We start from the raw sequence: 12,989 nt of genomic DNA, 5'->3' as shown, positions 1-12,989 counted from the left end.
CGAGTGCCACGGGACCAGAAGCAGGCTGAGGGCACTCCGTTCAGTGTGCCCAGCGCAGCAGCGCCGTCGTCATCGCCGCGCCCACCATCACCACCGGTAGCGGCGCCCTGCACAGGCGCAGGCCGATCCCGGCGGTGACACCGGCGACGATCGTGAGGTCGAGTGCGGACCAGCCAGGCCCTGCCAGGTCGACCAGGACGAATCCGGCGAGCAGTGCCGGAGCCGTCAGAGCCAGCACCGACCGGGCGCGGGGCGGCAGTTCGCGTCGGCCGAGAACAGCGGGGCCGACTGCCTTGAAGGCGAAGCCGAGCAGGGCGACCGCGGCGACCGCGGCCCACACATGTGCCGTATTCACCGGGCCGCCTCCTCGGCAGTGATGGTCCGGCCCGTGCGGGCGAGCGCGACCAGCGCCGCCGCTCCGGCGCCCGCGACCAGGGCGGGCCCTGCGGGAACGACTGCGATCAGGGCGCCCGCGACGCCCGCGCCGATACCGGCGGACAGCCACCCCTCCCGTCCCCGCTTCAGCTCGTCGAGGAGCAGGACGGCGAACAGCGCCGGGGTGAGGGCGTCGAGGCCGAGGGTGTGCAGGAGGCCGGAATCAGGGGCGACGGCCACGCCGATGGCTGTGCCTGCCACCCACGACGGCCACTGGACCGCCGTCGCACCAAGGAGCAGCGGCCTGTCGAAACGGCCGCCGCCCAGGTGGGCTGCCGCCCATGAGCCGTCGACCACCGCCTGTCCCTCCAGCGCCCGGCGCAACCGTCCGCCCCGCAGGTCCCCTGCGATGGCGATGCCCATGGGTATGTAGCGGATGTTGACCAGAGCGGCGGCGGTCACGGCAGCGAGTGCGTTGCCGCCCGCGCCCAGGGTGGCCACCATCGCGAACTGTGCGGAGCCGGAGAAGACGACCAGCGAACAGACGACGGGGGCAACCGGGCCCCAGCCCTGGGTCTGGGTGAGCGCGCCGAAGCTGATGGCCAGCAGGAAGGAAGCGGCCGCGAGGCCGGATCCGGTACTGAGCCCGGACCGGAAGCTCCTGACACTGTCGGGCGGGGCGCCGGGGTTGCGCCGCAGTGGAGTGTTCATTCCAGCAGACTAACAAGCTATTGGGCTTTTGCTCGTTAGTTTTTGTGCCGGGCCGGTTAAGGTGGCGGTGTGAGCGACGACCGGAACCCCCTCATCGATACGATCGATACGACCGAGACCCTCGACTCCCCCGGCTTGACCGAGGGGATCGAGCCGTCGCACATCGCGGGCCATCCCGTCCTGGACTTCGTGAACACCGTGGCCTGGCGCACCGACGACAGCCGCCGGGCCGAGCGCGTACCGAATGCCGGGGCCTGGACGCGCTGGGCCGCCACGGCCGGGCTCGGCGCGACCTCGCTTCCCGACGAGGCGTCGCTGCTCGGCCTGCGCGAGTCGCTGACGGCGGCCCTGGATGCCTTCGTCGACGGCAGCACTCCCCCGGCCCCCGCCTGGAACGCCCTGCGTGAGGCCTTCCTCGCGGCCCGCGGGGACGCCGTACTGCCCCGCGCCTTCCCGCTGCACCCTGTCCCGGCCACCGTCTGCGGCGAACTCGCCCTCCAGGCAGAGGAGTTGCTGGCCGATGCACGCACCCTGTCCCGCGTTCGCCGCTGCGCGGGGCCGGGCTGCGGATGGTTCTTCCTGGACCGCACCCGCAACGGCGCCCGCCGCTGGTGCAGTTCGGGCGACTGCGGCAACCGGGACCGGGCGCGGCGCCATTACGCACGTACCCGGGAAGCCCGCTAGAACGGCTTGACCCTCTGACGCGTGCGCGCATGCTCGGGCGCGGGGTGGGCACCGGTGCTGGGCAGTTGTCTGTCGGTCGCCCAGACGGCCAGAGCGCAGGCCGCGAACGCGGCTCCCAGGAGGCCGGAGCCCGCCCAGCCGTGGGTGGTGAAGGCGGCGGTGGTCGTGGTCGCGCCGACGGCCGAGCCGAGCGAGTAGAAGACCATGTAGCCGCCGAGGACGCTGCTGACCCGCTCGGGATGCGCGGCGGTGAGCACGTGCTGGTTGCTCACGTGCACGGCCTGGACCGCGAAGTCGAGGATCACAATGCCGACGACGAGGAGCCACAGCGACCACGGCAGCTGGGTGATCGCCGCCCACGACAGGATGAGCAGGGTGAGTGCCACGCCGGTGACCGGGGCCGCCCTTCCCGCGTCCGCCCAGCGTCCGGCACGTGCCGCGCCCAGTGCGCCGGCGAGTCCGGCGATGCCGAACAGTCCGATCTGGCTCTCGCTCAGATGCCACGGCGTGCCGGCCAGCGGGAGGGCCAGTCCGCTCCACAGGGTTCCGAACGAGGCGAACAGGAAGAACGCGATGAACCCGCGTGTGAGAAAGGTGCGTTGACGGAACAGTCCGCCGAGCGAAGCCACGACCTGGCGGTAGGCCGCCGGTGGACGGAGGCGTTCCTCTGACGGCAGTACGGCGAGGACGAGGGCCGCGAGGACGAGGGAGAGCACCGCGAGCACGGCGTACACGCTGCGCCAGCCCCACAGCTCGGCGAGTGCTCCGGTCACGACCCGCGCGCCCAGGATTCCGACCACCACGCCCGAGGTGACGACGCCGATGTTCCTTCCGCGCTCGGCGGGCGGCGAGACCGACGCGGCGTAGGCCACCGCGGTCTGCACCACGACGGCGAACACTCCGGCCGCCGCGAGCCCCGCGAACGCCGCCCAGGCGGTGGAGGCCCAGGCCGTCAGGGTCATCGCCCCGGCGGTGACCGCGAGGTGTGCGGCGATGAGGCGGCGCCTGTCGACCACGTCGCCGAGCGGCACCAGCAGCAACAGCCCCGCCAGGTAGCCGAACTGGCCGGTCGCGACGATCCACCCGGTGAGTTCCGCGGGTACGCCGAGGTCCCGTCCCATCGGCTCCAGCACCGGCTGGGCCGCGTAGATGCCCGCCACAGCGACACCACACACCACAGCGAGCAGTATTCGCCGCCAGATGTTCATGAGACCCCGATCAAAATTGGTAGTGAATTGCAACCGATTTGACCGTACGGCATGATGGTTTCAATTCGCAACTCATTGGGAGTGTCATGTCCGCCAGCCCCCTGAGCGCCCCGGCCCCCGACTGGACCGATCCCGAGTGTCCCGTCGCCCGCACGCTCGACCTCGTCGGTGACAAGTGGAGCCTTCTCGTCGTCCGCGACGCGATGGACGGCGCGCGGTCGTTCACCGAGTTCCAGCGGCGGACCGGCATCGCCCGCAACATCCTCACCGACCGCCTCCGCAAGCTGACCGCTCACGGACTGCTCGCCCAGCGCACCGCACCGTCGGGCCGCCGCCAGGAGTACGTACTCACCGACGCCGGCCGCGCCCTCTTCCCCGTCGTCCTCGCCCTGCGGCAATGGGGAGAGCGCCATGCCTTCGCCCCCGGCGAAAGCCACTCCACGCTCGTCGACCAGCACGGCACGCCCGTGCCGCACCTCGCGCCGACCGGGGGCGACGGCGCCCCTCTCGACAGCACCACCACCCACGTACAAAAAGTCCGGTAGAAGGCGGGCGCACGGGCTCCGGGGAGGCCGGGCGGTACGAGCTGCGCACGCCCCGGTGCTAGCCGATCACCTCCGCCAGCCGCTCCGCCTCGCCCTTGACGAAGTAGTGGCCACCGCCCGGGACGACCTCCAGCGTCACGTCGTGGGCGAACCGCTCCCACGCCCGATAGCCGTTCTCGTAGCCCTCCGTGGCCGCGTCCGCGTCACCGATGACCACCCGGACCGGGGTGCGCAGCCGCTGCCAGGCCGACGCCTCGCGCAGGAGCGCCGCTCCCTGGGCCATGTCGTGGCGTACGACGGTCAGCACGCGCCGCAGGTCCTCCTGGTCGAGGGCGCCCTCGAAGCCGCCCAGCCCGCTCAGGTACGCGTGCAGTGCGGCGTCGTCGAGCTCGCCCTCCTGCGCCCGGGGCAGCGCCGCCCCCAGGCAGACGGACGCGGCGGGCAGGTCCAGGTCCTCCAGCCGCCGGGCTACGGCCAGGGCCAACCCGGTGCCCACGCAGTGGCCGTAGAGCGTGACGGAAACGTCCGGGTGGGCGGCGCGGATCCGTGCGATCTCCGCCACCAGGTGATCGCGGGCCTCGGCCCAGCCGACCAGTGGCTCCTCGGGGCGCACCGGGTCGTGGCCGGGCAGCGCCGCCGACCACAGCACGGTGCCGGGGGCCAGGTGCGTCGCCAGCGCCTGGTACGCGGTGGCGCTGCCGCCTCCGTACGGGACGCAGACCAGCGCCCGCCGCACCGGCTGCCCGTCGTCGGGGACGAGCCGGTGCAGCCAGCGCCCCGCCGCCCCCTCCGGCTCGGCGGCCCCGAGTCGGGCCGCGAGGCGGCGCGGCGTGGGGTGCTGGAACACGTCGACCACGGACAGCCGCCCGCCGCCCGCCCGCCGGGCCAGCGTCACCGCCTTGAAGGAGTCGCCGCCGCTGTCGAAGAAGTCGTCGTCGATGCCCGCGTCCGGTACGCCCAGCAGTTCCCGCCACACCTCCACGAGCGCGGACTCCTCGGCGTTCCGCGGCGCCACGGCGGGCGCGGTGCGCCGTGCGTCGGGGACCGGGGCGGGCAGGGCGGCGACGTCCAGCTTCCCGTTGCCCGTCAGCGGGATCGCGTCGAGCAGCACGATCGCCGAGGGGACCATGTAGGTCGGCAGCCGTTCGCGCAGCCACTGGCGCAGCGCGGCCGTCCGGGCGGCCTCACCCGGTGCGGGCACCACGTAGGCGGCCAGCACCGAGTCGCCGACCGCGTCCCGGCACACGACGGCCCGCGCGTCGGCCACCGCCCCGTGCTCGCGCAGCACCGCCTCGATCTCGCCCGGCTCGATACGGAAGCCCCGCAGTTTGACCTGCGCGTCGGAGCGGCCCAGATAGACGAGCCGGCCGTCCGGCGTCCACTCGGCCAGGTCCCCGGAACGGTAGAGCCGGTCCCCCGCCGCCCCGAACGGGCTGGCGACGAACCGCTCCGAGGTCAGCCCCGGCCGCCCGAGATAGCCGAGCGCCAACTGCGGCCCCGACACGTACAGTTCACCGGTCACCCCGGGCGCGACCGGCCTGAGGCCGCTGTCGAGCACATGCGTCTGCAGGCCGGGCAGCCCGGACCCGATGACGCTGCCCCGGCCGCTAGCCGCCAGCCGCCGGTCGAGCGCCGCGTGCGTGACGTGCACGGTGGTTTCCGTGATGCCGTACATGTTGACCAGTACGGGCGCGTCGTCGGCGTGCCGTGCGTACCAGTCGCCGAGCCGGTCCAGGTCCAGCATCTCGCCGCCGAACACCACGTAGCGCAGGGCCAGTCGGTCGCCGGTCGCCGGGTCCTCCCGGTCGGCGCGGGTCAGCTGCTGGAACGCGGACGGCGTCTGGTTCAGCACCGTCACCCGCTCCCGTACGAGCAGGTCGAGGAAGTCCTGAGGCGACCTGCTCACCTCGTACGGCACCACGACCAGCCGCCCGCCGTGCAGCAGCGGGCCCCACAGCTCCCACACGGAGAAGTCGAAGGCGTACGAGTGGTACATCGTCCATACGTCGTCCGCGTTGAAGCCGAACAGCCGTTGCGCCCCGCCCATCAGGGCCAGCACGTTCGCGTGGGTGACGACGACGCCCTTGGGGCGTCCGGTGGACCCGGACGTGTAGATCACGTAGGCGGGCCGCCCGGGGTCCTTGGCCGCTTCCGGCAACGGAGGTGACGTTGCGTCAGAAGTGTCGGGGCCGTCCGGTACGTCGTCGAGCAGGACGACCGGCGGGCCCTCGGTCGGCAGCCCGTCCGCCCGCTCCGCCGTCGTGACGACCATCGCCGGGCGGGCGTCGGACAGGATGTGGCCGATCCGCCCGGCCGGCAGGTCCGGGTCGACCGGCACGTACGCGGCGCCCGACTTGAGGACGGCGAGCAGGGTGACGACGAGGTCGGCCGACCGGGGCAGCGACACCGCCACGTACGCTCCCGGACCCGCGCCACGCCGGACGAGGTGCGCGGCCAACCGGTCGGCCTTCGCGTCGAGTTCGCGGTAGCGGAGCCGTACGTCCCCCGAGGAGACGGCGATGCGGTCCGGCGCCCGGCGCGCCTGCTCGGCGAAGGCCGCGGCCAGGTCGGTGTGGCGCACCGGGTCCGCCTCGCCGCCCGCGCGCGTCCACTCCCCTACCGCGCGCAGCCCCTCCTCGCCGACCGTGTCGATCGCACCGACCTTCAGGTGCGGAGTGGCGTCCGCGTCGATGACGGCGCGCAGCGCGCCCAGGTAGCCGGTGCGGTGCACGGCCAGCTCGGCGACGCTGTACGTCTTCGGGTTGGCGTGGCACACGATCTGCAGGCCCTCGCCCCGGACGGACACCGCCACCATGAAGTCGTCGACGGGGCCGACGGCCCGGTTGTGCGAGACGCCGTGCGCCTGCCCGAACGGCAGCCCGTAGTCGAACGGCATGACGTTGATCTGCGGCCCGAACAGCCGGTTGTGCTCCTGGAGCAGACCGAGGTCACGGCGCATGTCCTCGGACCGGTAGCGCATGTGCCGCAGCGCCTGCCTCGCCCGGGAGTTCACCTGCTCGATCAGCTCGGCGAGCGTCGTCCCCGGCCGCACGGTCAGCCGCAGGGGTACGACGTTGGCGGTCATGCCCGGGGTGTTCTTCGCCAGGGCGGAGTTGCGGCCCGCCACCGACATGCCCAGTACGACGTCCTCGCTGCCGGTGACGCGGTGCGTGTACGCGGCGAGCGCCGCGAACATCAGGACGCTCCAGGACGTCCGGAACGACTGGGCGGTCCTGCGCAACCGCTCGTACTCGTGCGGCGACAGGTACCAGGAGTCGCGCCGTACGCCCGGCGCCATCGGGGCCCGCCGCCGGGACAGACCGGCGGGCTCGCCCAGTCCGGCCAGCTGCTGACGCCAGAACTCCCCGTCCTCTACGTGCGCGTCGGAGGCGCGGTACGCGGTGTCCTCCGCGAGCAGCTCGGCCAGCCCGCCCGCCCGGTTCGCGGGCACCTCGGTGCCCTGATGCAGCGCGGTGTAGATCTCGGCGGCCCGCCGGGTCAGCAGGAAACCGCCGTAACCGTCGAGGAGCAGGTGGTGGAATCGCTGGTACAGCAGGTGCCGCTCCGGCCCCAGGGTGAAGACGGCCTGGGTGAACAGGTGCTTGCCGCCCGGCAGGTCCACCGGGACGGCCAGGTCGGCGTCCATCCAGGCGTGGGCGGCGGACAGCGGGTCCGGCTCACGGGTGAGGTCCAGCCGGGCCATCGTGTCCCGGTCCCCGCCGTCCCCGTCGTCCCCGCCTTCCCCGTCGATGGGCTGCTGCCAGGGTCCGTTGTCGCTCTCGCCGCAGCGCACCCTGGCGGCCTCCGCCTCGCCGTAGGCGCGCCGCACCGCGACGCAGAGGAGCCCGGGGTCGAGCGGGCCGGTGATCTCGACGTACTCCGCGATGTTGTACATCGACCCGCTTACGTCGAACTGCTGGGCGAACCAGACGCCCGACTGTGCCGCCGAAAGGGGTAACCGCGTCTCGCGTTCCTGCCCGGGCATGGCTCTCCTCTGTGTGAGCGCGCCGGTGCGTCCCGGGGCGAGCGCATCGGTGCACCCCCCGGGCACTGCGCGGACGCGGAGTTGCCGCCACACTGGCCCGGCGGTCTACACCGGCCCTATGCGGGGGCCCGGCGCCTCACCGCTTGCTCCACTCCTGCGCCAGCAGCTCGTACGACCGCACCCGGTCCGCATGGCCGTGGGTGATCGTGGTGATCAGCAACTCGTCGGCGCCGGTGGCCTCCTGGAGCCGGGACAGCTGGTCGGCGACCGTACCGGGAGAGCCGACGAACTGGGTGTCCAGCCGGTCCTGGACCAGCGCCCGGTCCGCCTCGGACCAGACGTGCGCGCGGGCCTCCTCGGGGGTGGGGAACTCGATCGCGCCCTCCGCGTTGCGGATGCTGCGCACCCAGACCCCGTAGCCGGTGGCCAGTTCGCGGGCGCGGTCGTCGTCCTCGGCCACCACCACGTCCGCCGACACGATGACGTACGGCTTGTCGGGTACGTCCGAGGGCTGGAACGCGGCCCGGTAGCCCTCCGCGGCCTCCAGCACCGTCCCCGGGCTGACGTGGTAGTTCGCCGCGAAGCGGAGCCCGTTGCGGCCCGCGACCTCGGCGCTCTCGCCGCCGCTGCTGCCCAGTACCCACAGCTCCAGCCCGGCACCCTCGCCGGGCACGGCGCGTGCCGGGATGCCGTCCGGGCTGCGGTAGGTGCCCGCCAGCAGCGCCTGGATGTCGTCGATCTGCTCGCCGTAGTCCTGGGAGGTGGCGTCCGGCTGCTGGAGCAGGGTGCGCTGGACGGCCACCCGCGGCGAGCCGAGCACGTTGTCGAAGGAGAACCGCGGCGGGATGCGCAGCCCGTTCGGGGTGAATCCGTCGACCACCGGGGTCGCGGTCGGCCGCGGCGCCGCGGTGCCGCCGGGCGGACGCCCGCCGGAACGGCCGAGCCCCAGGTCGATCCGCCCGGGGTGCAGCAGGTCGATCAGCCCGAACTCCTCGACCGTGGACAGCGCCGTACGGTGACCGAGCTGTACGGCGCCGGAGCCGAGCCGGATGGTCGAGGTCGCGGCGGCGGTCAGCGCGATCACGACGGCGGGCGAGGCGCCGACCACTCCCGGGTTGAGATGGTGCTCGGCGAACCAGTAGCGGGCGTACCCGAAGCGCTCGGCGTGCTGGGCCAGATCGACGGAGCGGCGCAGCGCCTCGGCGGCGGTGGAGCCGGAGGAGATCGGTATCAGGTCGAGGACGGAGAGGGGGATGGCGGACATGGGGTGTTCTCCTCGGTCGGGCGGGCGGACGGGCGGTCAATTGGTCAGGGGGCAGCGGTCAGGGGTCCGCCGGTACGGGCGCGTGCGCAGGGGCGGCCGGTGCGAGGGCGGGGCCCCAGGCGAAGGGGGCGAGTCGGGGATCTCGCGGCGCAGCACCGGGGCGACCTCCGACTGGAAGGGGGTGAGCGAGTCCCGGTGCTGATGCTCCGTCAGGCCACTTGCGCCGACGTGCAGATGGAGCACCATGTGGCCGAACTCGGCGTGGTACCGCTGCACCTTGTCGACGATCAGTTCCAGCCGCCCGCCGGAGAGGTGGTCCAGCGTCGCGTAGTCCTCGTACGCCCGCACCGGATCGAGCAGGCTGAGCGTGGTCACCGCCGAGAACAACCGGTTCCGGGAGAGGAACGGCCGCTGGTGATGGCCAGGAACTTCACGACGCCGCCCGGCCCGCCGCCGACGGCTGCGACCCGCCCCGGCCGCGCGCCCGTACGTCGGGGTGGGCCAGGCCCAGATGGTCGCGCAGCGTGCTGCCCCCGTACTCCGTGCGGTGCACCCCGCGCTCCTGGAGCAGCGGGACGACCGTATCGGCGAAGGCGTCGAGGCCGCCCGGGGTGATGTGCGGGACGAGGATGAACCCGTCGGAGGCGTCCTGTTGGACGAGCGTGTTGATCTCCTCGGCGACCGTGGCCGGGGAGCCGACGAAGGACTGGCGGTTGCCGGTCTCGATGACCAGGTCCCGGATCGACCAGTTGTGGGCGGCCGCGCGCTCCCGCCACTCGCGGGCCACCGCCAGTGGGTCGCGGTACATCCGGACCTGGGCGCGGCCGCGCGCCACGGTGTGCTCGCCCGGGTCCGGGTCGATGTCCGGCAGCGGTCCGTCCGGGTCGTAGGCCGACAGGTCGCGGTTCCAGACGAACTCCAGGTGCTTGATCGCGGTGGCGCCGCTGACCTGCTGGCGGCGCACCTCCCGGGCCAGCTCCCGTGCCTCGGCGTCGGTGTCGCCGAGCACGAAGGTCGCGGCGGGCAGGATCAGCAGTTCGTCGTGGGTACGGCCGTGGCGGGCGAGCCGCCCCTTGACGTCCGCGTAGAACGCCCGGCCCTCGTCGAGGGTCGCGTACCGGCTGAAGATCGCGTCGGCCTGCTCGGCGGCGAACTCGCGTCCCTCCTCCGAGTCGCCGGCCTGGAAGATCACCGGGCGGCCCTGCGGGGAGCGCGGGACGTTGAACCGCCCCTCGATGTCGAAGTGCCGCCCCCGGTGGGCGAAGCTCCCGGCCCGCGCGTCGTTCAGGAAGGTGCCCGCGCCCCGGTCGGCGACGATCTCGTCACCGCGCCAGGAGTCGAACAGCTCGTGGGCGGTGGCCAGGAACTCCCGGGCCCGCGAGTAGCGCTCCTCCTGCGGCAGGAAGCCGCCGCGGCGGAAGTTCTCGCCGGTGAAGGCGTCCCAGGAGGTGACCACGTTCCAGGCGGCGCGCCCGGCGGACAGGTGGTCGAGCGAGGCGAACTGGCGGGCCACCTCGTAGGGCTCGTTGAAGGTGGAGTTGATGGTGCCGGTCAGACCGAGACGGTCAGTGACGGCGGCCAGCGCGGACAGCACCGTGAAGGTGTCGGGGCGACCCACCACGTCCAAGTCGTAGAGCTTGCCGCCCTGTTCGCGCAGCCGCAGCCCCTCGGCCAGGAACAGGAAGTCGAACCTGGCGCGCTCGGCGGTCCGCGCGAAGTGCGCGAAGGAACCGAACTCGATGTGGCTGCCCGCCTCGGGGTCGCTCCACACGGTGGTGTTGTTGACGCCGGGGAAGTGTGCCGCGAGGTGGACGTGCTTGACCGGCTTGCCTGACTTGACTGACGTGACTGGCTTGCTCATGGTCGGAGGTCCTTCCGGCTCAGCGGGTCGGGGCGGCGGATGCAGGGGATGCGGGGGATGCGGCGGGGCGCGCGGCGGGCCCGGAGGCCGCGGCCGACGCGTAACGGCTGGCCGGCGCGTAACGGCTGGCCGGCCGGGGCAGTCCGAGCAGCCCGCGCAGGGTGTCCGCCTCGTACGCCGTCCGGAAGGCGCCCCGGCGCTGCAGTTCGGGCACCAGGGTGCGGGTGATCGCCGGGAGGTCGTGCCCCACGACGGCGGGCCGCAGCCGGAACCCGGTCAGCCCGCCCGCCCTCAACTCCTCCAGCAGGTCGGCGAGTTGGGCGGCGCTGCCGGTGAAGACGGGGGCGTCGCCCTTGTACGGGGCGCCTGCGACGCCGTCCAGCCGCGCCCGCCTGGCCGCGGCGGCTCCCTGCTCCTCGTCGAGGAACACCAGCAGGTCGCCGAAGACGTGCAGCGTCTCCTGGGCGCGGCCCGCCGCCGACTGCTCCTTGCGGATCCTTGCGACGGCGTCCCCGGCCCGCCCGGCGTCGCCCGCGGTGACGTACCCGATGTCGGCGGCCTGGCCCAGCAGCCGGTACGGCAGGTCCCCGTGCGCCAGCGCGCTGACCACGGGCTGGCCTTGCGGCGGCCGGGGTGTGATCGAAGGGCCCTTGACGCTGAAGTGCGGGCCGGTGAAGTCGATGTAGTGCAGTCGCTCGCGGTCGACGAACCGGCCGGTCGCCGCGTCCCGGATCTCCGCGTCGTCCTCCCAGCTGTCCCACAGCCTGCGCAGCACCTCGACGTAGTCGGCGGCCTCGTCCAGCACCTCGTGCGCGATCCGCTGCCCGGCGGGCGACCGGTGGCCCGCCTCGCCGGGCGCGGGGAAGGTACGGCGGCCGAAGTGCCCCGCCTCGTCGCGGCGGGTGGTCACCTGCACGCGCAGGCCGGCCCGGCCTCCGCTCACGTAGTCCAGGGTGGCGACGGCCTTGGAGAGGTGGAACGGTTCGGTGTGCGTGGCCACCACCGTCGGCAGGATGCCGATGTGCCGGGTCAGCGGTGCGATCCGGGCCGCGACGAGCACGGCGTCCAGCCGCCCGCGCACCTGGTCGGTGCGTGCGTCGGGGCCGCTGCCGTACGGGCGGTCGTACGAGGGCTGCAGGCCCAGCGAGTCCTCGATGGTCACGAAGTCGAGCAGTCCGCGTTCGGCCTCGGCGACCAGGTCGGCCCAGTAACCGGCGGTGAACAGTTCGCCGGGCCGGGAGACGGGCTCGCGCCAGGCGGCCGGGTGCCAGCCGGCGCCGTCCAGGGCGACGGCCAGGTGCAGGGGTGCTGAGGACACGGGAAGTGCCTTCCTGTGGGAGGGGTGGACGGAGGTGGCCTCTCAGTCCCGGCCTCGCGGGACCGCGCCGGGTGCGCGTACGAGCAGGAACCGGGTGCGGCGGCGCAGCATGAAGCCGATCGACTCGTACAGCCGGATCGCCGGGGCGTTGCTCGCGGCCGTGTGCAGGAAGGGCGTCTCGCCACGCTCCCGGATGCCCGCGGCCACCGCGCGTACCAGCCGGGTGGCCAGCCCGCGACCCCGGTGGGCGGGGTGGGTGCAGACGGCGCTGATCTCCGTCCAGCCCGGCGGGCGCAGCCGCTCCCCGGCCAGCGCGATCAGCGGTCCCCGGCCGCCGTCCGCGCGGATCCCCAGGTAGGTGCCGAGCTCCACGGTGCGGGGCCGGAAGGGGCCGGGCCGGGTGAGCGCGACCAGCGCGAGCGCCTCGGGTACGTCGGCGGGGCCGAGCCGCACCGCCTCCGGCGCGGGTTCGGCGCGCAGCGAGGTGTCGGTCAGCTGGACACCGGCACCGCTCTCGACGACCTCCCAGCCCTCGGGCACGTCCTGGACGCCGGTGACCGCGGCGGTGGCCCCGGGCCCGAGCAGCCGCGCCAGGTCGTCCCACGCACCGGGGTCGGCCGGATCGCCGAGCGCCGTGAACGGGGAGACGTCCGCCGGGTAGCGGGCGGCCCCGCCGACGCGCTCGGCGAGGTGCGCGTGCGGGCCGGTGAGCGCGGCCCAGGCGGGGTTGTCCAGGAGCGGGTCCGGGTGCCGGGGGCCGAGGGGCGGCGGGACAGCCGGTGCGGTGGGTGCCGGGGGTGTGGTGGGCGGGACGCTGAGGGTCATGGCAGTGCTGTGACTCCGTATCGCAGCCGGGGGAGGGACGGGCGCTGCCGGGGTTTCGGCAGGTGGGAGGGTGGATGGGTGCGGGCTCGTTGGACAGGTGCCGGGCGGCAAGCCACTGGGCGTACTGCCCGTTGATCACCCGCAGCAGGGTCGACTTGCCGGACCCGGAGGGCCCGACGACGGTCGGGCGGGGGTGAAGGGTTTCGGTGGTCA

General features: G+C 73.6%; 10 protein-coding genes and 1 pseudogene. 2 read left to right on the top strand and 9 right to left on the bottom strand.

The features are described 5' to 3' along the window. Positions 1-40: 40 nt before the first annotated feature. Together ACZ5PB_RS33840 and ACZ5PB_RS33835 are read right to left on the bottom strand one after the other, a co-directional pair. On the bottom strand, positions 41-355 hold the full coding sequence (locus ACZ5PB_RS33840) for an AzlD domain-containing protein (protein ID WP_468696551.1): 315 nt from the start codon (positions 353-355) through the stop codon (positions 41-43). After that, the gene (locus tag ACZ5PB_RS33835; protein ID WP_468696549.1) at positions 352-1,086 is read right to left on the bottom strand and encodes an AzlC family ABC transporter permease; all 735 of its coding nucleotides are present in this window, start codon (positions 1,084-1,086) and stop codon (positions 352-354) included. Before ACZ5PB_RS33835 ends, ACZ5PB_RS33840 begins: the two co-directional genes overlap by 4 nt. Before the next feature lie 69 nt (positions 1,087-1,155). On the opposite strand from ACZ5PB_RS33835, the gene ACZ5PB_RS33830 reads away from it, so the two are divergent. Beyond that, the gene (locus ACZ5PB_RS33830; RefSeq protein ID WP_468696547.1) at positions 1,156-1,770 is read left to right on the top strand and encodes a CGNR zinc finger domain-containing protein; all 615 of its coding nucleotides are present in this window, start codon (positions 1,156-1,158) and stop codon (positions 1,768-1,770) included. Here the strand turns inward: ACZ5PB_RS33830 and ACZ5PB_RS33825 are convergent. Continuing rightward, a complete protein-coding gene (locus tag ACZ5PB_RS33825) occupies positions 1,767-2,978 on the bottom strand; it encodes an MFS transporter (RefSeq protein ID WP_468696545.1) in 1,212 nt (403 codons plus the stop codon). The two genes, ACZ5PB_RS33830 and ACZ5PB_RS33825, sit on opposite strands and share 4 nt — an antisense overlap. Positions 2,979-3,064: 86 nt before the next feature. On the opposite strand from ACZ5PB_RS33825, the gene ACZ5PB_RS33820 reads away from it, so the two are divergent. Continuing rightward, positions 3,065-3,523: a winged helix-turn-helix transcriptional regulator gene (locus tag ACZ5PB_RS33820; RefSeq protein ID WP_468696544.1), complete on the top strand. Its 459-nt coding sequence runs from the start codon at positions 3,065-3,067 to the stop codon at positions 3,521-3,523. A gap of 58 nt (positions 3,524-3,581) precedes the next feature. On the opposite strand, the gene ACZ5PB_RS33815 is transcribed toward ACZ5PB_RS33820, so the two are convergent. From ACZ5PB_RS33815 to ACZ5PB_RS33790, 6 genes and pseudogenes are all read right to left on the bottom strand, one after another. Further along, entirely contained in the window at positions 3,582-7,508 is a 3,927-nt protein-coding gene (locus ACZ5PB_RS33815) for an amino acid adenylation domain-containing protein (protein WP_468696542.1), read from the bottom strand. Between the two features lie 136 nt (positions 7,509-7,644). Continuing rightward, positions 7,645-8,772: an LLM class flavin-dependent oxidoreductase gene (locus ACZ5PB_RS33810; RefSeq protein WP_468696541.1), complete on the bottom strand. Its 1,128-nt coding sequence runs from the start codon at positions 8,770-8,772 to the stop codon at positions 7,645-7,647. A gap of 276 nt (positions 8,773-9,048) precedes the next feature. Next, positions 9,049-9,189: pseudogene (locus ACZ5PB_RS33805) on the bottom strand (LLM class flavin-dependent oxidoreductase); the annotation flags it as partial. Positions 9,190-9,202: 13 nt separating this feature from the next. Continuing rightward, positions 9,203-10,633 (bottom strand): NtaA/DmoA family FMN-dependent monooxygenase, encoded by a 1,431-nt coding sequence (locus ACZ5PB_RS33800; RefSeq protein WP_468696539.1) that lies wholly within the window; start codon positions 10,631-10,633, stop codon positions 9,203-9,205. Between the two features lie 19 nt (positions 10,634-10,652). Beyond that, complete coding sequence (locus ACZ5PB_RS33795) at positions 10,653-11,951, bottom strand: LLM class flavin-dependent oxidoreductase (protein ID WP_468696538.1); 1,299 nt, start codon at positions 11,949-11,951, stop codon at positions 10,653-10,655. A gap of 42 nt (positions 11,952-11,993) precedes the next feature. Continuing rightward, positions 11,994-12,776: a GNAT family N-acetyltransferase gene (locus tag ACZ5PB_RS33790; RefSeq protein WP_468696536.1), complete on the bottom strand. Its 783-nt coding sequence runs from the start codon at positions 12,774-12,776 to the stop codon at positions 11,994-11,996. Positions 12,777-12,989: the final 213 nt, after the last annotated feature.

The sequence above is a fragment of the Streptomyces sp. NPDC032721 genome, assembly GCF_055579625.1.
This window is presented reverse-complemented; position numbering and strand designations above follow the sequence as displayed.

What these genes read in the sequence shown, in the direction of transcription:
- ACZ5PB_RS33835 (WP_468696549.1), bottom strand. Translation starts at nt 1,086, where the DNA reads ATGAACACTCCACTGCGGCGCAACCCCGGCGCCCCGCCCGACAGTGTC.
- ACZ5PB_RS33825 (WP_468696545.1), bottom strand. Translation starts at nt 2,978, where the DNA reads ATGAACATCTGGCGGCGAATACTGCTCGCTGTGGTGTGTGGTGTCGCT.
- ACZ5PB_RS33820 (WP_468696544.1), top strand. Translation starts at nt 3,065, where the DNA reads ATGTCCGCCAGCCCCCTGAGCGCCCCGGCCCCCGACTGGACCGATCCC.
- ACZ5PB_RS33815 (WP_468696542.1), bottom strand. Translation starts at nt 7,508, where the DNA reads ATGCCCGGGCAGGAACGCGAGACGCGGTTACCCCTTTCGGCGGCACAG.
- ACZ5PB_RS33810 (WP_468696541.1), bottom strand. Translation starts at nt 8,772, where the DNA reads ATGTCCGCCATCCCCCTCTCCGTCCTCGACCTGATACCGATCTCCTCC.
- ACZ5PB_RS33800 (WP_468696539.1), bottom strand. Translation starts at nt 10,633, where the DNA reads ATGAGCAAGCCAGTCACGTCAGTCAAGTCAGGCAAGCCGGTCAAGCAC.
- ACZ5PB_RS33790 (WP_468696536.1), bottom strand. Translation starts at nt 12,776, where the DNA reads ATGACCCTCAGCGTCCCGCCCACCACACCCCCGGCACCCACCGCACCG.